Here is a 19,213-nt window from a genome sequence, read left to right as displayed (position 1 = left end):
GGCCGGGTACCGGGGTACCGGACAGGTCGGGTAATTTACTATCTTCACAGGGTTTCCCAAAAAAATAAATCGCCCCGTTCACGCCACGTTTTGCTTCGGAAAAGCAGCCGATCACCGGCCAAAATGATCGAATCCCCTGATCGTGGCAAGATCAATCCTCATGCCGTAAATGTCCGATAGGAACACACCTGAATCCGGATCGGTTACTTCACCGATAACCGATATCTCCTTGTAGTCATCAATGAGTTCGTACTCCTCTTTCGGGATGGTAAAGAGCAGCTGATACTCCTCTCCTCCCGTCAGTGCCCATGTGATGGCATCGTCCTGCAGTTCATCGGCTACCCTGCGTGTTGATGCACTTATGGGTATGCGGCTTTCATGAATCAGGGCTCCGGTGTTTGACTGGCGGCAGATGTGGTGCAGCTCTGAAGAGAGTCCGTCGGAAATATCGATCATCGACGTCGGACAGATGTTTCTGGAGTGCAGGAATCTTACGATATCGAGACGGGCCGTGGGGAGCAGCTGGCACTGTATGGCTTCACTGTACTCCTTCAGGTCGGCCATAACGCTTTTGTTATAGGGTTCATTGTTTTCAAAATGGTCAAGCATGATGGCTTTTTCACGCATGAGGAGCTTGAGGCCGGCAGCGGCACCCCCGAGTGAGCCGGTAACGCAGATCAGCTCTCCGGGTTTGGCTCCGTTTCTTTTTGTGAGCTTTTCCGGTTCCACCTCCCCCATTATCGTAACGGAGATGATCAGCCCCGATCGGGATGAAGAGGTGTCTCCTCCGGCGATGGCAAGGCCGTACTCTTTTGCTGCATGGCTCATGCCCTTGTAGAGCTCTTCAACCATCTCTGTTGAAAATGAGGGGGGGATGGCAATGGAGACAAGCGCGAAGCGGGGAAAGGCATTCATGGCGCAGATATCGGAGACATTGACGCTTATGGCTTTGCTTCCAAGATGATTAAGCGGTGTTGTCAAAAGATCGAAGTGTACCTGATCGACAAGCAGATCGGTTGTAGCGACCTGAAGGAGCTTTCCGGAGGGTTGATAGATTGCACAGTCATCACCGATGCCTTTCAGCAGTTCAGGTACCGCTTGAAGGGTTGGTTCTGCGAGGGCGGCAATTTTGTCGATCAGACCGAACTCCCCGATCTCTCTGATGGCTTTATATGGCATATTTTTACGTAAATTAAAATTCACTCTGAACCATTCCTGGGATCGTTGCGTTGTCAACAGCCCGGCCGGTTCCCTACTCTTTCAATAACAGAGACAATATCTTCTTTTTATGGGTTTTTTTGACAAGTTCAAATTATCAAAACTGACGGAAGGGCTCGGAAAAACCCGCGATACCCTTCGGGACAAGCTTTCGGTTATTACACAGGGGAAAACGGAGATAGATGAGGAGTTTCTCGAAGAGCTTGAAACAATTCTTGTCGCGGCTGATGTCGGTGTAGAAACAACACTCGGGATCGTTGATGCTATTACGGAGCGCGCAAAACAGGAGACCTATCGCTCGGAAACGGAGCTCAACAACATGCTGATGGAAGAGATTCAGCAGTTGCTGCAGGAGAGCGGAGTGGATCACCCGGTTGATTTTGACGCACCTCTGCCGGCAAAACCCTATGTGATTTTAATTGTGGGCGTGAATGGTGCCGGCAAGACCACCAGTGTTGCAAAGCTGGCCCACAATTATGATAAAGCAGGCAAAAAAGTCATTATAGCAGCAGCCGACACCTTTCGCGCCGCAGCGTATGAACAGCTCCAGATATGGGCGGACCGGGCAGGCGTTCCCATGCTCGGCCAGGCACAGGGTTCCGATCCTGCGTCGGTGGTCTATGATGCTGTCAGCGCTGCGGTTGCGCGAAATGCTGATGTGGTACTGGTTGATACCGCAGGACGGCTGCACAACAAAAGCCATCTCATGGAGGAGCTGGCCAAGATCATGAGGGTGGCCAAAAAGAAAATTCCTGAAGCACCGCATGAAGTGCTGCTGGTGCTTGACGGTACAACCGGTCAGAATGCGGTGCAGCAGGCCCGGGAGTTTACAAAGTTTGTCAAGGTAACCGGACTTGTTGTTACCAAACTTGACGGGACCTCAAAAGGTGGAATAGTGCTCTCCATTTCCCGTGAACTTGGTCTGCCTGTCAAATATATCGGCGTAGGAGAGAAGATTGATGATTTACAGTTGTTCGATCGTGCGGAGTTTGTCGGGGCGCTCCTCGGTCGCAGCAGCAATTAGTCCCGGACCTTGACCATTTCCGGAATGGCGTGGTGAAGAAGGTCAAGAATTTGTTTCTGATCGGTGATCTTTAGCAGATGCGTGCTGTTTCGGGTATCTCCGGCACCAAGGTGCGGGGCTACTATTGATGTCGCATTGCTGGATTCAAGAAGTTCCGAAAGGTTGTGTTCAAGTTTCAGCGGGCTTCGCATGATGACGATATGGGTGATTTCCGCCTCGGGTAGATCAAGGAGATAATCGATATGCCACCGGATTTTTTTTCCGGAAGGAGCGCGGTTGCTGTTGCCGGCAAAGTCATTTCCGGAAAAGAGCTTCAACAGGGCGGGACGGATTTTGTGGGGCTTTCGCTCTTCGCTTCTTGATGCATGGCGGATCACTCTCCGGGCAAGCGGGCTTCCTGTGCTTTTCTCTTTTCCCAAAGCTGAGCCGATATAGAGGTACTCTCCACTGGGGATAGTGATCAGGGTGCCGCACTGAAACCGTCCGAATGCAAGCTTAACCGAACAGGATAGCCGTATCAGGAGGATATAGGAACCTATGCGGTATTTATTGCCGAAAATGGTAAACTGGCGAACGGACATTGTTTTTTGTTGTTTTTGATGCAATATTAGCAGCGACTCACTTCAGCATGATAGTTATTATTATACTGTAGTGAATGAGGATGCTTTCAACGCAGTAAGATAAGTAAGGGTTTTCGAAGCTAACGGGGCAATGTTTTTTTCGATGAAAGTTTCGGAAAAACATATGGAGCAGAGGCGCAGGGAGATGGTTGAGGCGCTGAAACGTTACGGGATAAAAAACAGAAGGGTGCTTGATGCATTTCTGGAGGTCAAGCGGCACCTGTTTTTTCCTGAGGATGCCCTGGAGTTGGCCTATGACGATGGAGCGTATCCCATCGGGTTCGGTCAGACCATTTCGCAGCCTTTTACGGTTGCTTATATGACAACTCTGCTCGTTGATCGATGTCTATCAGGAAAAGTGCTTGAAATTGGAACAGGATCAGGTTATCAGGCGGCAATTCTTGATGCGCTTGGTTATTCGGTTTATACGGTTGAACGGATCAATGAGCTGTTTCAGCGTGCTGAACGGCTGTTTTCGAGGCTTGGTTTGCCTATAGCATGTCGTAATGATGACGGCACTCTGGGCTGGAAGGAGGAGGCTCCGTTTGACGGGATTATTGTAACTGCAGGTGCTCCGGAAGAGCCGGCGCCTTTGCTGAGACAGCTGGCGGAAAACGGTTGCATGGTTATACCCGTTGGAGAGACGGTTTCACAGCAGATGACCGTTGTGCAGCGAGTTGGTGACGAACTCAGAAAAGAGGTGTTTCAGCAGTTTGTTTTTGTGCCGCTGATTGGCAGGGAGGGCTGGAGCGATGACCTGTAACGGACGATTTTTATATTTAATAACATCATAATTGAAGGGATGATCTATGGCTCTCATGTCCAACTTGCGAGATAAGACTCATATTATACTCTACACGCTTATGGCGGCATTTCTTGCGCTGATTGTGTTTGAGTGGGGGATGAATTTTACCGGATTTACCACCAAGGCAAATCAGGCGGGTAAAATCAATGGAAAGACGGTTTCCATGGCAGAGTATGATGAGGTGTACAAAAATTTTACTGCAAATTATCGAAGAGCCAATCCCGGAGCTGAGCTGACTCCGGAAGCCGAACTCTCGCTTCGTGAGCAGGCCTGGAATACGGTTGTAGACCAGACTCTTCTTGAACAGCAGTTTGAAAAGTTCTCCATCTCCCTGCAGGATCAGGAGGTGGTTGAAGCTCTGGAAAGTTCTGCTCCGCCCCAGGTGATCCGTCAGAATTTCAGTGATCCGGCTACCGGAGCACTTGATCGAAAAAAGCTCGACAGTGCACGTCGTGATCCCCGCAACAAGGAGTTGTGGCTGCAGATAGAGAAGATTGTCCGTCAGGAGCTGAAGGTCAACAAGCTGATCAGGGCATTGCAAACCCTTGACCATGTGACCGGCAGGGAGGTTGACGATATTATAAACAGGCAGTTCACAAGGTTTTCTGCCTCTTTTATACCTGTTCCCGTAAGCTTTGCCGGTGCTGACAGCAACTTTCCGGTAAAGGAAGAGGAGATCAAAAAGTATTATGATGATCACAAGGAGCTTTTCCGGCAGGCGCCTTCAAGGAAAGCCGATTTTGTGTTTTTCCCCCTTACTCCCTCAGCAAAAGACAGTCTTGCCGTTCGAACCGAGCTTGAATCGATCAGGGCTGAGTTTTCTGCTCCTACGGTTAATGACAGCGATTATGTGAAGGTACAGAGTGACCGCCCGACCGGGATTAATGTAACCTATAACCGCAGCGATTTTTCACCGGCAGCCGGAGCAACACTCTTTAATCCTTCAAATCTCAAGCCGGGAACGATTGTCGGTCCTTTAGCTGATCGGGGTGAGTACCGCATGATAAAAATCAAGCAGGTTACTACCTCCCGGCAGCCAGTGGCAAGGGCCTCACATATTCTTCTGAGGTTTAATCCGGCCAGCCGGGCTGAAGTGCAGAAAGTCAGGGAGCTTTCACTGCTGATTTCACAACAGCTTCAGGCTGGTGTTCCTTTTGAGTCTCTTGCACGGAAATATTCTGCTGATCCCGGAAGTGCGCTGAATGGCGGTGATATCGGATGGTTCAGCAGGGAACGGATGGTTCCTGAATTTGCTGCAGCAGTGTTCAATGCTCGTCCCGGTGCGGTTATCGGTCCTGTTCAGACACAGTTCGGACTGCATATTATCAAGGTTACCGGTTTTGACCAGAGTGCGGTGGTCTGTTCGGAGATAGTCCGCAACATCCGCCCCTCCACGGAGAGTGTCGAGAGTGTAAGGCGTCAGGCTCTTGCCTTTCAGGCCTCGGCCAAGGAGAAGGGCTTCGACCAGACTGCGGCTGCTGCGAAATTGCGTATTGACAAGACCGGAGAGTTTGGCAAACATATGGCGGTTGCGCAGATCGGATACAGTGATAAGGTAACGGCTTTTGCCTTTAAGGCATCCGAAGGAGACCTTTCAGATCTGCTTGAGACTGAAAAAGGGTTCTATGTCATGCGTCTTACGGAGAAGAATGATACCGGATACCGGCTGCTGGATCAGGATATGAAAAGCAGGATTACGGCAGAGCTGGTAAGGGAGAAGAAGGGTGCCGCCCTTGAGAAAAAGCTCTCCGCAATGGCGAAGGGAGCCGGAATGTCGATTGAAAAGATCGCTGCGGCAAATCAGGGCTTGGCTGTCGTGTCAGCAGAGAATATCCAGTGGAGTGACGGGCTTATTCCGGGTTATGGCGTTGACCGCCCTCTTGTTGAAGCCATGTCAGGTATGGTGGTTGGAAAACTCTCCTCGCCGGTGAAAACTACCGATGGATATGCGCTGGTTCTTCTCACGAAGAGAGCGCTTCCCGAGGGGCTGGATCCCAAAGCGGAAAAAGTTACGGTAACACCCCAGCTGCTCCGGGCAAAACAGGAGCAACTGTTTGCTGAATTTTTTGCAGCTGTTCGCAAAAACGCAAAAGTTGAGGATTTGCGACCCTGATCACCCCCCGGATTTGGATCAATGAGCCGCCTGGAAGGTTTCCAGGCGGGCTTTGATGGCTTGGGTGCTGTTGAGTGTCAGGCACTCCCCGGCAAGTTCTTCGGTTTCGGCAATGGTGTAGTGTGATACCAGTGATTTAAGGTTCGGTATATCCGAGGCTACAACACTGAATCTTCTGAGCCCGCATCCAATCAGGAACGGCAGGGCAAGCGGGTCTGAACCCATGTCACCACATATCATCGCCCTGCAGTGGTTTCTGTTGGCGGAAGCAATAACCCGGTGCAGCTGGCGTATAATTGCCGGATGGAATTTTTCAAAGAGGTCCTGCACAACCACGTTGTTCCTGTCCACAGCGAGGGTGTATTGGGTAAGGTCATTGGTCCCGATGCTGATGAAATCTACATGTCTGGTGATTTCATCAATGATCTCCACCGCTGCCGGGACCTCAATCATTGCCCCGATTCCCGGCCTGTCAATCTGTTGCTCCATCTCTCTGGATAGCTCCTCAATGTGGCGGTCGATAACCTTCCGGACATGGTGAATCTCTTCAAGAGAGATGATCATGGGGATTAAAATATCAATGTTGCCGTGGACATTAGCCCTGATTACTGCCCGTATCTGGTCATCAAGTATTTCAGGCATATCAATCAGTATTCTGATGCCCCTCCATCCAAGGTTAGGATTGGGTTCCCTGACGGGAGAGTAGATCAGTTTGTCGCCTCCGATGTCAAAGAGCCGAATATCAAGTGGCATGGGAGCTATCGTTTCAGCCATATCGATGTAATAGGAGTACTGTTCGGACTCCTTTGGCACTTTGGTTCCGTCAGTAAAGAGGTTCTCGCTTCTGAAAAGCCCTACACCTTCCCCACCCGAAGCCGTCAGGTTCTGGAGCTCCTCCTTGAAATCGATATTGGCGAAAAAGGTGATTCTGACACCGCATTTCGTTGTTGCCGGCAGCGTAGCTGTCAGTGATGCACTCTCTTCATGCTCTTTCTCCTCCTCTTTTTTCCTTTCATACCAATCAATTCGCTCCTGACCGGGATTGGTGATTACGACTCCTGTTGTTCCATCAAGGATCACAGGCATGCCGGTTGTCACCTTGTGTGAGAGGTTTCCGAGTCCTACGACCATCGGAATATTGAGTGACTTGCATATCAGGGAGATATGGGAGGTGGTTCCGCCTGAATCGGTTAAAAATCCCTTTACATTGCTTCGGCTGAGCAGGATGACATCGGCAGGAGAGAGATGATAGGATGCGACAATGACACCTTCAGGAATCCATGAGTGCAGTTTTCGTACATGAAGGTTTCTGATGATCCGGTCCTTTATATCGAGGAGATCGTCAGCCCGCTCCCGGAATATCTGTTCTTCGGAAGTTTTGAATTTTTCAAGATAGAGGTTGAACTCCTCCTCTATGACCATATGTGCCGGTTTTCTCTCGGAGAGAATTCGCGATGAGATGGTATCAATAAGTACCGGATCATGCAGGATCATGATCTGGGCCTGAAAAAGATTGGAGTATCCTTTACCGAGTTTTCTTGTTGTTACCCGCTCAATTTTTTTCAGTTCTTTCTCGGAACGGTTCAGTGCAGCAAGAAAACGTTCAATCTCGTCATTGATATCCCCGTGTTTCAGTTCCTGGATCTCATGATGATCGGTCTCCTTGACAAAACTGTAGCAAGTTCCGATTGCTATCCCTTTGGATGCACCGATCCCTGCATAGGACAGCTCCCTTTCCTGCCCCGTTGTGTCGCTGTTTTTGATCGCCGGTTCCGGTGCTCCATCTGTTTTTCCGGAGTCCGGGGAGTGAGTATTGTCTGACATAGGTGAGGGTTAAAAGGGTGCTTCATCCTGATTTATGAATACTCCGGCATTGGATTTACCGGATTCCGGCAGTGAGGGCGTGTAGCGTTCAGGCTCATGGGATGTATCAGCAGCTTCGCCGGCAGTGATATAGGTATTTGCCGTTGACTGAAACCGCCCGTAGTTTTTCAGGAAGAGCAGACGGATGTCGCCAATCGGGCCGTTTCTCTGCTTGCCTATAACAATTTCTACAACATCCTTGGTTGATGAGCCGTCCTCGAAGGTTGTTTTACCGTACATTTCCGGCCGGGAGAGGAACATGACGACGTCGGCATCCTGTTCGATAGAGCCGGACTCCCTGAGATCGCTGAGCTGGGGCCTGCGGTCGCCCGAGCGCTGTTCAACCGAGCGGTTAAGCTGGGCAAGCGCAATGACGGGAATGTTCAGCTCCTTTGCCAGTGCTTTCAGCGATCTTGAAATCTGCGCAATCTCCTGTTCACGGTTTGTTTTCCCGTCACGTACGGGAGTGACCAGCTGAAGGTAATCGACCACAAGCATACCGATATTGTGCTCCTGCTTCATACGGCGGGTTTTGGCGGCAAGCTCCATAATCGAGATACCCGGTGTATCGTCAATAAAGAGTTTCGCTTCGTTGAGCTTGTCCATGCTGTTGATGATCCTGCCCATCATTTCCGGCGTTATACGCCCTGTTCTGACAAGCTGGGACTCAACATAGGCTTCGGCGCACATGAGCCTTACGGCAAGCTGAACCTCAGCCATTTCAAGGCTGAAAAAAAGAACCGGTGTATCAAAATCGACCGCTGCATTTCGGGCAAGGGCAAGCGCAAACGCGGTTTTACCGGCCGAAGGCCTTGCTGCAATGATAATCATGTCGGAGCCCTGGAATCCGGCAGTCATCTGATCCAGTTCAGAGAATCCCGATCCGATGCCGGTGACGGAGGATTGTGATGCCCTGAGGGTTTCAAGCATCCGTATGCCGTTTTTTACCAGCTCTTTTATCAGTGAGGCCTTCTTTTTTATTCCCGCCTGGGAGATATTGAAAAACTGCTGGGAAGCATGTTCAACCAGATCAAAAATATCCATTGATGAGCTGTAGGCAGCCCCGGATATCTTGGCTGATATGGAGATCATTCTCCGGTAGAGGTACTTCTCCTTTGCCAGGCGGGCATAGTACTCGATATTGGCGGCGCTGATAACTTTGCCGGAGAGTTCCGCCAGATAGTGCCGTCCTCCGACAGGCTCCAGTTCGTTCATTTTCAGCAGCTCTTCACTGACGGTGATAATGTCAATAGCCTGCCGTTTATGGTAGAGCTGCATCATCGCCCTGAAGATGATCTGATGACGTTTTTCATAAAAAACCTCTTCACCATTATCACCGAATATCTGGATGACCTGTTCAATAGGGTCATCTTCGAGCAGAATGCAGGCAAGGACCTCCTGCTCGATTTCAGTAGAATAGGGAGGAACGCGGCTCTCCTGACTGAAATCAATATCCTTGTCAAAATCTATGGCAACCGCTGCTTTCTTGATCATCATGCAATATCCTTGTCGTGAAGCGTTTCTTTTCCGCCCGTTTTTTTGTAATGGTGCTCCATCATCTGCACATCCTCCCAGCAGGCTCTTTTCCAGTTGGGGTTACGCAGCAGTGCGGCCGGGTGATAGGTCACAAAACAGTCAAACCCTTTCCATTCGATCAGCTTTCCCCTCATCATTCCCATGGAGAGCTTATTTTCAAGAATGGTATTTGCGGCAACCTTTCCAAGAATAAGAATTATTTTAGGCTTTAAAATCTGCAACTGCTGTTGCAGCCATGGCCGGCAGAATCCGATTTCATCCTCAAGCGGGTTGCGGTTTCCCGGCGGCCGGCACTTCAGAATGTTGCAGATATAGACCTTTTCACGTTCAAAATGAACCGCCTGCAGAATTTTTGTGAGGAGCTGGCCGGATCTTCCGACAAAAGGCCGTCCCGACGCATCCTCTTCTGCTCCGGGGGCTTCGCCGATGACAACAATTTCTGCAAGAGGGCTCCCTTCGCCAACGACAACATTCCGCCTTGTTTCGGCGAGCCGGCACTTTCGGCACGCCATTGCAGCTTTTTGCAGCTCCGCAAGCTGTTCAGCTGCCGAAGCGGAAGGGTGTTCACTGCCGGACGGCGTGCTCACTACAGGATCAAATAACAGGCCTTCCATGCAATTATCGGCTGTTTTTATGGAGAGGAGACTTACTCCCGTACTGTTTTTCTATGACCTCAAGCAACCGCTCTGCCGCGTCATGTTTTGTCAGTTGAGGCAGCTCGGTTGTTTTGCCGCTACGCTCTATCAGGGTCAGAATATTGGTATCAACTTCAAAACCGGAAGTTTTGCGATCAAAAAAGTTGAATGCTATCAGGTCAAGCTGCTTTGATTCCAGTTTCTTGCGTGCATTATCAATATCTGACTGCATTTCGAGTGCAAATCCTATGGCAAGTTGTTTGGTGCTTTTCTGCAGGCTGAACTCTGCAAGGATATCCGGGTTTTTTACAAGCGTAATCTCGATCTCTTCGGCCTCTTTTTTCATTTTTCTTTCATATGGTGCGGCCGGTCGATAATCTGCTACAGCCGCCGCGCCGATAAAGATATGGCAGCTTTGGAAAAATGTTCGGGCGGCAGCATGCATCTCCAAAGCACTTTCAACATCGATGCGTTTCACTCCCGGAGGAGTTTCAAGATGAACCGGGCCTGTAATGAGGGTCACCAGTGCTCCGCGTTTTGCTGCAGCACCGGCTATGGCGAATCCCATCTTGCCCGAAGAGTAGTTGGAGATGTAGCGCACGCCATCAATCTTCTCTCTTGTCGGTCCGGCTGTCACAACAATGGATCTGCCCTGCAGGGGGGACTCTTGCTGTGTTGAGTGCAGGGCCTCTTCAAGATGGGTGTGGATGGTTTCGGGCTCAGGCATCCGGCCGGTTCCGGATTGTCCTGAAGCGAGCTCTCCGCTTTCAGGTTTGAAGACCAGGCAGCCCTGTTTTTCAAGGAGTGCGATATTTCGCTGCACTGATGCAGAGAGAAACATCTGGCCATCCATGGCAGGAAAAATAAGTACCGGTTTGCCTGGCCGCAGAGTGAGAAAGCAGGCTGTGAGCATATCGTCGCAAAGGCCTGCCGCCAGCCGTGCAAGAGTATTGGCTGTTGCCGGGGCAATGACCAGCGCGTCGGCCCACTCGCCAAGCGAGATATGGTGAGTGTAATCGGTTTCCGGTGTGTCAGCAGGAGGGAATATATTCCGGTAGACAGCCTCCTGGGAAACGGTTGCAAGCGCAAGTTCACTGACAAAACGGGCGCCGCCGTCGGTAAGGGCAACCCTGACATTTGCCCCTGCTTTTTTCAACACTCTTACCAGTTGCGGCGTTTTGTAGGCGGCAATGCCGCCGCAGATGCCGATGATGATGTTTTTGCCTCTCAAGAGCTTATTTCCTGTGGGTTTATTTCAGAATGGTTAACCTGTCAATTTACAAAAACAGCAGGATTTATTTTTTTTTGCCGGATGAAGGGATAATTCGTTTCCAGAACTGATCCCATGAGTTGAACCGCTCCCTGAAGGAGACGCTTGCTCCCCATGTTTCCGAAGGTTTCTGCAGATTGATGCTCGATGTTTCATTTCCGGTCTGTCCGTAAGAGCGATAGGCCTCCAGGTATATTTTCGGAGTTACACGGTATTCGATTTTCTGTGCAGTACCGTAATAGTCTGACATAACAGATTGTTTCATGCTCGGTGAGCTGCCTGTGCCTACAAAGCGGACTTTCCCGCCGGTACCGGGGACATTGAGTGCAAAGTAAAGATCAAGTCCGCTAAGGGCTCCGCGGTTGTCCACGCCGACATTGACATTGAAGCTTTCGATTCCGGCAATATCCTGCACGACTCTTGAGAGCTGTGAAGAAATCATACCTGTTCCGGTCGATATTCCGACGTTTGATGCAAAGCCGGTGTTCTGGTTGCTGCTGCCCGGCCTGATATACCACTGTTTTGAAAGCAGCATGGTGATAACATTCAGCTGCGCGTTCGGGTCTATCTGGCTTGATTGTCCGCCGATGGTGTTCCGGGAGGAGAAGGGTTGAGACTGCTCGTTGAGGTAATAGCCCATCTCCACCTGTGGTTCATTGAGCGAACCGGTGATGGCAAGCAGCAGTTTTACATTATCCCGTTCACCGGTCTGCTGGTTTACAGCAGTTACGTATTTGGCTCCATACAGATTGTCCATAACGCCGCCCCGGATGTCAGCGTTGTTCCAGGTTACCTTGCCGCCATCCTGCAGATCGAAATTTGAGTTGGAGAATTTGTATTTACCTCCGATGACATTCACCGAACCGAACAGCCGGTAGAGCTGATCGGTTTTATTGACGACAAGTGAGAGATTGTTTACCGTTGTTTCAATCTGTTCGCCTCTGAGGCGGTCAAAAATCACACTGCACTTGATCGGTACATTACTTGTCAGCCTCAGGTTTTTTATCTGGAGGATATCAAGCAGTGAATAGTAAAACTCTGCGGGTTGAACGGCTGCGTTACTTCCGGCAATCTCAGCTGAACTCTGTGATGGATAGCGGGGAACAAATTCAATGAACTTGTTGACTCCAATATACTTCGCGCTTTCATTGGCTCCAGCCCGATAGAGAGAGAAATCAGCAGCGTTGATTCGCAACTCTCCTTCGGCGAGCGGGGAGGTGAATGTGCCATGCAGCAGCAGATTGTTTGTAGAACCGGTTATGGTTCCAAAAGAGGTTTCATCCTTCCGGTCTTTTTTGTTGAACAGTAACAGATTGTCAATCCGGCATTCAAGAGCAAGTGCTCCCGGTTCCAGTTTGTCAAGTTTTACCACGCCGTTGATATGCCCTGTGCCCTTGAGATTGTCGCGGATTTTGATATCGCGAAGTTCGATCGCTTTCGGGGTTATAAAGAGCTCCCCATTGAGCAGATAGGTAACCTGGGTGGGTTCAATTCTGATTTTTGTATCAAGCAGCCGGCTTGTCAGATAGATATCGGGTGTCGGTGTTCTCCCTTCAATTTTGAGTGTTGTCGGTATTATGCCTTCGGCATCATCAACGATGGGAACTATATATTTGAGCAACTGCGCGGAAAGATTATCCGATCGGAATGAAACTCTGATGGGTTGTTGCGGTGCAGTCCGGATGTGCAGGGGGTAGTAACTGAGTTCCAGCGGAATGGTTCCGCTTCCCTCGAACGTGTTCATTACCACTATCGGTTTTGCACTGTTCAGTGCGCCCGGTGAGCTGTTATGCATCTCAAACTGAAGCTGGCCGGAACTGTGCCGAGCTGTGCCCTGCACGGTTCCTATCCGGATTTTATCATAGCGGATATCCTCTCCGTTCAGTTTGAGTGCCGTTGTTTTCGCGCCGGGTGTACCGCTGACTGTCAGAGAGGCATTGATGGTTCCTGCAAGCAGATCAAGTGATGGATTGATGGCTAACTGTCTCAACTCCCTGAGCTGAACTTTGTAGAGTATACATTGAAAGGTACCTGACTGAGAATTGCTGAGCTCTCCATTAAGCACAATCTGCTGACCCCCTTTCATCAGACTGAAACGGTTGAAGAGTGCTGATGTTCTGCCGAGCATGATATGTGACTTTTCAGATGCCTGCCAGATACCTTCAGCATCTTTCAGAGAGAGGTGGTTAACGGTCAAATCATAGCTGCTGCCGCTTTTTGCGGCTGATAATTTTGCCGAAAAGTTCTGCTTCGGTTCAAGGGTGGAGATGTCGAGAGTGGTCTCCAGCCGTGAAGGGGTATACAGCGCAGTAAAGATGGCTGCACCTGTTTTTTTGCCGGCCAGGGAGAGTGATGCTGCCTTTGCATTTACCGATGCTTTTTTCGTCCCGCTGGCAGTACACTCCACTCCGGCCGCCATAGCGAGCTTCTCTATGAGCACACTGTTATTGGCCTTCAATTGTTCGACTCTGATTGCACTCTCTATCGAGCACTCACCATTATTGTAGAGGGCTCTCCCTTCAGCACGTCCCTTCACAGAGAGCGCCTCTACAGGGAAGAGTCGCTGAAAGGGTGAGAGATCTTTGATTGTTACCAGGTAGTTGACCGTGAATGGTTTTGTCAGTTTGCCCGCGCTGTTTTCAGGGGCAGGCATGGTTGACTGCCAGATATTCTGTGATGCGATCTCCCTTGCGATTCCGGAGCCTGCAAGCCTGCCAAGAGCAATCAGCTCGTCAAATGAAAAATTTCCTTCGGTAAGCAGGTCAAAAAAATCACTGTTGATCGTGGTTCTGGAGCTGCCGGGTTTCTGTACAATTTCGACCGATGCCTTTGAATTCTCTTTCAGCCGGATATTGTTGATTTGAGAGGGCGCGAACTTTATCATGGCAAAAACATTCAGGGCTTTCGCGTCAACACCTGATCCATTCATGCTGAATGTGCCGTTCAGATCGGTTTTATACTGCTCTGAACCGAGGATTTTTGATAGATCAAGAGCCGTGGCCTTGCCGGCTGCCTGGTAACGGGTTGCTTTATCTTTCAGGTCGACTCCCCCGTCAAGGATGAATGTTGTGAGATTGTTTTTGAGGGAGACTGTAGCTGCCATCATGTCATTGGCGAAGTCAAGCAGCAAACTTCCCTCTTTGATCGGCTGATTTTGCCAGTAGGAGTCGGCCAGCTTCATGTCAAGCTTCAGGCGGTTGATCTTTTTGTTGACTATTACGCCTTCAAAGCTGCCGGATGCGTTGATCAGACTTTTTTCTCCACCCGCATCAACCAGTTTTTGAGGTTTCAGGTTTTTCAGCACCATGGTGCCTTTGGAGGAAAACTGTTCAGATCCCTCTTTTGATGTCTCTGCATTCAGGGAGAGATCTCCTGGAGCAGTTCGAAGGGTCAGTTCTGACTTGACCGTTTTCAGATTACCTTTTACCCGTCCGAGAAAGGTAATGTTACCGGTTTTTTTTGCGATCTCCCTGTAGGTACTCTCATGCAGTAGAGACTCGATAAATGCACCTTCAACCCTTGAGCTGTCACATTCAAGCTGGTAAGCCAGGGCATTTCTGTTTTGCAGGTTGAGCAGTTCTCCTTTAACGATGATGCGGTTTTTAAGGTGTGTCAGGTTTGCATCCAGGATTTTGACATTATCTTTTTTCCCTTTTGCGTTGCCCTTCAGGGTGTACAATCCGTCAGGAAGAAGAAGTGCCGGAAAAAACTGTTTCAGATCACTGCTGTGGAGGGAGAGCTCCTGAATATTCAAAAATGAGTCGGCGCGTAAAAGCTGCTTTTGAATCAGGGAGGAGAAAATAGTAAAATTGTCAAAAGTGGCCGAGAGTTCAGCTTTGCTTTTATTTGCCTCGGCTTTCAGTGCAATTATTTCTGCGCGGTTTTCAGAAAAGAGAAAACTTCCCGATGCATGGTGCAGGGTGATGTTTTCGCGGGGGAGTGTGAGTCTGAGTCGGAGTGTATCAAGTTTTCCCTTCAGAAATTTGTCCTTTATGGTGAACGATGAGAGTTCCAGGTTGATATGGTTCACCGAGAGCCGAAGGGCGTTCGGGTTGCTCTTCTTTCCGGTATAGGTGAGCGTGCTGTTTTTCAGATGCAGTTTTTTGCTGAAAAAATGATCCAGTGGAGTCTGCTTAATATTGGGATCGCGAAAAGCAAAGAGCTGTTCAATATTGAGTTTGCCGTTTTCCTGTTCGATAACTCTCGCGTTCAGCGAATCGGCAACAAGCCGTCGCAGATAGAGTTTTCTGATTTCAGGCTGGAGGAAGGTGAGGAAGTTTACTTTTGCTGAAACTTTGCGCGCTTCAATCGCAGGAACCGCTTCACCGGGGCTGTATATACGGGGGTTGATCAGGGTGACACTGTTGGGGAATTTCAGGTGAAGTTCGCCCAATTCAAGACGACCGACAAAGTTTTCGTTAAAAAGAGCAGTTGCCCGCTCTTTGACCAGCAGGTCAATTACTCCGCTGTTCAGAACAAACAGAGCGGCAAGCGACAGAACAAAAATGAATGCCGTGAAAACTGTCAGCAGCTTGATGGTGTAGTGTTTAATCCTTTCCACTGCCGGGTGATGGGTTAGTGTAGAGCTGAAGAATCTTATCAATGATATTGCTTGTTGACCGGCCGTCGAGAAGCGGGACGGTCAGTACTTTGCCGCCACCTTCAAGAACGGCCTTTGCTCCGGCAATCTGCTCAACGTTCCAGTCCGCTCCTTTGACAAGAATATCCGGCAAGAGAAGATGGATAAGCGATTCGGGCGTATCTTCTTCAAAAAGGGTAATCGCATCGACCGCCTCAAGTGCAGCAAGTACGGCGGCCCTGTCGGTTTCGGAACAGACCGGTCGATTCGGGCCTTTCAGTCTTCGTACCGAAGCATCGCTGTTGAGACCGATCAGGAGAATATCTCCCAGTTGTTTTGCAGCATTCAGATATCCGACGTGTCCGGCATGCAGGATATCAAAGCAGCCGTTTGTAAATACAACGGTTTTACCGGCAGCCTGCCATGCGCGAACCCTGAGAAGAGCCTCATTCCGGCTCAGCAGCTTGTGGGAACCATGCATAGTTGCCATCTTTTTGCTATACTTTGCCCGGTAGTGTATGAATAATAAGTCACCGAATTTTTTTCAATTTAGCGTATACTCTTCGATTGTCCGCATGCTAAAATACAGACTTACCATGAAGCGAAGCTGGGAGGATAGTGACGGGGTGACCGATCGGATGCTTTATGGTTTAATCATGATGATCGGCTGGTTCGTCCGTACGATAAGCCGTAAAAAATCAAGTGCATTAGCTCACGCACTCGGTGATTTTATCTACCGGGTTCTTAAACTCCGGCGTTCTCTTGTTGAAGAGAATCTTGCCCTGACATTTCCCGAAAAAAACCGTGAAGAAATCTCTGCGATTGCCCTCCAGGTCTATCGCAACCAGGCTGAGAATTTTATAGAAATGCTCCGTCTTCCCATGATAAAAACAGCTGAAGATGCCGCCCGGCTTCTTGATCTTGATGCTCGTCATCTTCTGTCGAAAACGCTTGATCAGCAGAAAGGTTGTGTGCTGGTTTCGGCTCATTTTGGCAACTGGGAGCTGATGGCGCTCTGTTCCGGACTTTTGATGGCCCCTTTTACTATCGTGGTAAAGGAGCTGAAGAATCATGCCATTGACCGTAAAATCAATAGCTGGAGGACGATGCAGGGGAACAGGATCGTCTATGACTGGCAGGCGCTTCGCACGGGGTTGCGAACGCTCCGGGAAGGGGGGATTGTAACAATTCTCGGTGATCAGTCTGATTCGGGAGGATCATTTTTTACCGAGTTTCTCGGAAGAAGGACCGCCGTATTTCTTGGTCCGGCCTTTCTCGCCCTGAAAGCGGGAGTGCCGCTCTTTGTTGTCATGTGTCGCAGTATAGGAAACGGACGTTATACCATCGATATTGAAGAGATTGACATGAGTGATCTTGGACGCGAAAAGGCGGATGCCGAAGAGCTTGCACGCCGGTATACAAAGGTGATCGAACGTTTTATCTATCAATATCCTGAAGAGTGGTTCTGGCTGCATAACCGCTGGAAGCGTTCAGAACCCTGAGGCGGGTTTTACCGCCGGCTCCTTTTTGTATAAGAGGGGCTGAAAATGTAGATTGCGTTCGGGCATTGCTGGCTGTCACAATAACCTCTTTATGAAAGTATTATCAAGGATTGTTCGCTATCTGCTCCCCTCAAAAGGCAAGATTGCACTTGTTCTGGTTGTCAGCATCATGACCTCGCTGCTCGGGGTTGTGTCAATTTATTCAGTTCTTCCTCTTCTGAATGCGGTTTTTACTGCCGACCGCACGATTGCGGGTTCGGTCCCCCCTGAAACAGCCTCGCTGCATGGCAGGGCCCCTGAAAAAAGTACCGACCAGGTTCCGGTTGTTTTTAATGGCTTTGATACCGAAAAGCTCAAGGCTTCGGTGACGGAGTCCTTTGCAGAAGCGTTTCATGCCGAGACCAAAGAGAGAACCCTGCTCAATATCTGCCTCTTTCTGATAGGGGCATTTGCCGTAAAAAACATGTTTGTCTATATGAACGGTCAGCTCCTCTACCGGATTCAGACCAAGACGGCCAAACAGCTCCGGGATGATGTATTCAATAATATCATTGAGATGCACTTGGATTATTTTAACAAGAACCGGGTTGGCAATCTGATGAATCTGGTTTACAACGATGTTCAGACGGTTAATGAATCGGTAAGTTCCACCTTTGTCAATTTTCTGCAGAACCCGTTTGCGGTGGTTGTTTACGCTTGTGTCCTTCTTGTTTTGAGCTGGAAGCTTACGCTTTTTGCAACGGTGACTTCGCTGCTGATATTTTTTGTGATCAGCATAATCGGCAAGCAGGTGAAGGGTCTGGCATCAGCGTTCCGCACAAAAATGGGTGATATGAACTCGGTCTTGCAGGAGAAGTTCAGCGGGATCAAGGTTATCAAGTCAAGTGCATTTGAAAATGTCGAACTTCAGCGTTTTCAATCGTTTACAAGGGATTTCCGGAAACTCGATATCCGGATTGCAAGACTTCGTAATATTATCAGTCCGGTTAATGAAACGCTGCTGGTTGCGGCCATTGCCCTCGTGCTCTGGTTTGGCGGATTGCAGGTCTTTGAGGGAAGGATGACCTCCTCTGAACTGATTCTCTTTGCCTTTACACTCTATTCCACCATGGGACCGATCAAGAAATTCGGAGATATCAGCAGCCAGATGGCTGTCGGAAAGGCCTCTGCTGAACGGCTCTTTGAGCTGCTTGATACGGTGCCGGATATCAGTAACGGGAGTCGCTCCATAACAGGTTTTTCCCATGAGATCCGCTTTGAGGACGTCTCGTTTAAATACAGCAAGGAGGCTGATGCTCCCAATGTGCTTGACCATGTCTCTTTTGAACTGAAGAAAGGGGAGATGGTTGCACTGGTCGGACAGTCGGGATCAGGAAAGTCGACGACGGTCGATCTTCTTCTGCGTTTTTATGATGTTGATTCAGGCCGTATTACCATTGACGGGATCGATATCCGGGAGTATGACTTCAAGCAGTTGCGCCGGATGATCGGTGTGGTCAGCCAGGAGGTGATTCTTTTCAATGATACCATCAGGGAGAACATTGCCTACGGGATCCATGGAGAGATCAGCCAGGAGAAGGTAATCATGGCGGCAAAAATGGCCAATGCCCATCACTTCATTGAGGAAAAACCCGAGCAGTATGATACCCTGATCGGAGACCGTGGGGTACAGCTTTCAGGCGGACAGCGACAGCGGCTGGCTATTGCCCGTGCCATGGTGAAGAATCCTGAACTGCTGGTTTTTGATGAGGCGACCAGTGCTCTTGATAATGAATCCGAAAAGGTAGTGCAGGAGGCAATAGACCATGCCCTTGAAAACCGTACGGCTCTGGTTGTCGCTCACCGGCTCTCAACTGTCAGGAATGCCGACAGGATCATTGTCATGGAGAGGGGGAGAGCGGTTGAATCCGGAAGTCATGAAGAGCTTCTCGCTCTTGGCGGGTTATACCGGCAGCTCTATGATATTCAGTTTTCCGGCAAGACGCAGGAGTCCGAACGGACGCCGGTTGCTTCCTGAATATACCGCCAATGCCGACTGTTAAGAGTGC

General features: G+C 49.6%; 13 protein-coding genes. 5 read left to right on the top strand and 8 right to left on the bottom strand.

The window, feature by feature from the left end:
• Nucleotides 1-111: 111 nt before the first annotated feature.
• A complete protein-coding gene (gene thiL / locus CFERDRAFT_RS04765) occupies nucleotides 112-1,179 on the bottom strand; it encodes a thiamine-phosphate kinase (protein WP_006366086.1) in 1,068 nt (355 codons plus the stop codon).
• Nucleotides 1,180-1,288: 109 nt separating this feature from the next.
• On the opposite strand from thiL, the gene ftsY reads away from it, so the two are divergent.
• Nucleotides 1,289-2,242, top strand: a complete 954-nt coding sequence (gene ftsY / locus CFERDRAFT_RS04760) for a signal recognition particle-docking protein FtsY (RefSeq protein ID WP_006366084.1) — start codon at nucleotides 1,289-1,291, stop codon at nucleotides 2,240-2,242.
• Here the strand turns inward: ftsY and CFERDRAFT_RS04755 are convergent.
• A complete protein-coding gene (locus CFERDRAFT_RS04755; protein ID WP_006366085.1) occupies nucleotides 2,239-2,823 on the bottom strand; it encodes a GIY-YIG nuclease family protein in 585 nt (194 codons plus the stop codon). The two genes, ftsY and CFERDRAFT_RS04755, sit on opposite strands and share 4 nt — an antisense overlap.
• A gap of 142 nt (nucleotides 2,824-2,965) precedes the next feature.
• Here CFERDRAFT_RS04755 and CFERDRAFT_RS04750 point away from each other — a divergent pair, with 142 nt between their 5' ends.
• Both CFERDRAFT_RS04750 and CFERDRAFT_RS04745 read left to right on the top strand, forming a co-directional pair.
• Entirely contained in the window at nucleotides 2,966-3,625 is a 660-nt protein-coding gene (locus CFERDRAFT_RS04750) for a protein-L-isoaspartate(D-aspartate) O-methyltransferase (RefSeq protein ID WP_040433210.1), read from the top strand.
• A 46-nt stretch (nucleotides 3,626-3,671) separates the two neighbouring features.
• Nucleotides 3,672-5,780: a peptidylprolyl isomerase gene (locus CFERDRAFT_RS04745; RefSeq protein ID WP_006366082.1), complete on the top strand. Its 2,109-nt coding sequence runs from the start codon at nucleotides 3,672-3,674 to the stop codon at nucleotides 5,778-5,780.
• A gap of 18 nt (nucleotides 5,781-5,798) precedes the next feature.
• On the opposite strand, the gene ptsP is transcribed toward CFERDRAFT_RS04745, so the two are convergent.
• From ptsP to rfaE2, 6 genes are all read right to left on the bottom strand, one after another.
• Entirely contained in the window at nucleotides 5,799-7,604 is a 1,806-nt protein-coding gene (ptsP, locus tag CFERDRAFT_RS04740) for a phosphoenolpyruvate--protein phosphotransferase (RefSeq protein ID WP_006366081.1), read from the bottom strand.
• Between the two features lie 9 nt (nucleotides 7,605-7,613).
• The gene (gene dnaB / locus CFERDRAFT_RS04735) at nucleotides 7,614-9,140 is read right to left on the bottom strand and encodes a replicative DNA helicase (RefSeq protein ID WP_006366080.1); all 1,527 of its coding nucleotides are present in this window, start codon (nucleotides 9,138-9,140) and stop codon (nucleotides 7,614-7,616) included.
• The gene (locus tag CFERDRAFT_RS04730) at nucleotides 9,137-9,793 is read right to left on the bottom strand and encodes a uracil-DNA glycosylase (RefSeq protein ID WP_006366079.1); all 657 of its coding nucleotides are present in this window, start codon (nucleotides 9,791-9,793) and stop codon (nucleotides 9,137-9,139) included. Before CFERDRAFT_RS04730 ends, dnaB begins: the two co-directional genes overlap by 4 nt.
• 4 nt (nucleotides 9,794-9,797) lie before the next feature.
• Nucleotides 9,798-11,045, bottom strand: coding sequence for a bifunctional phosphopantothenoylcysteine decarboxylase/phosphopantothenate--cysteine ligase CoaBC (coaBC, locus tag CFERDRAFT_RS04725; RefSeq protein WP_006366078.1), 1,248 nt, complete (start codon nucleotides 11,043-11,045; stop codon nucleotides 9,798-9,800).
• Nucleotides 11,046-11,109: 64 nt separating this feature from the next.
• Nucleotides 11,110-15,645 carry a translocation/assembly module TamB domain-containing protein gene (locus CFERDRAFT_RS04720; RefSeq protein WP_006366077.1) on the bottom strand — a complete coding sequence of 1,512 codons (4,536 nt, stop codon included), beginning with the start codon at nucleotides 15,643-15,645 and terminating at the stop codon, nucleotides 11,110-11,112.
• On the bottom strand, nucleotides 15,632-16,153 hold the full coding sequence (rfaE2, locus tag CFERDRAFT_RS04715) for a D-glycero-beta-D-manno-heptose 1-phosphate adenylyltransferase (protein ID WP_006366076.1): 522 nt from the start codon (nucleotides 16,151-16,153) through the stop codon (nucleotides 15,632-15,634). The genes CFERDRAFT_RS04720 and rfaE2 overlap by 14 nt, the downstream gene beginning before the upstream one ends.
• 106 nt (nucleotides 16,154-16,259) lie before the next feature.
• On the opposite strand from rfaE2, the gene CFERDRAFT_RS04710 reads away from it, so the two are divergent.
• Nucleotides 16,260-17,165 carry a lysophospholipid acyltransferase family protein gene (locus CFERDRAFT_RS04710; RefSeq protein ID WP_040433173.1) on the top strand — a complete coding sequence of 302 codons (906 nt, stop codon included), beginning with the start codon at nucleotides 16,260-16,262 and terminating at the stop codon, nucleotides 17,163-17,165.
• 91 nt (nucleotides 17,166-17,256) lie between these two features.
• Complete coding sequence (locus tag CFERDRAFT_RS04705; protein WP_006366074.1) at nucleotides 17,257-19,182, top strand: ABC transporter ATP-binding protein; 1,926 nt, start codon at nucleotides 17,257-17,259, stop codon at nucleotides 19,180-19,182.
• The last annotated feature ends 31 nt before the right edge of the window (nucleotides 19,183-19,213 follow it).

The organism is Chlorobium ferrooxidans DSM 13031 (assembly GCF_000168715.1).
In the GTDB taxonomy this organism is placed as follows: Bacteria; Bacteroidota; Chlorobiia; order Chlorobiales; family Chlorobiaceae; genus Chlorobium; species Chlorobium ferrooxidans.
This window is presented reverse-complemented; position numbering and strand designations above follow the sequence as displayed.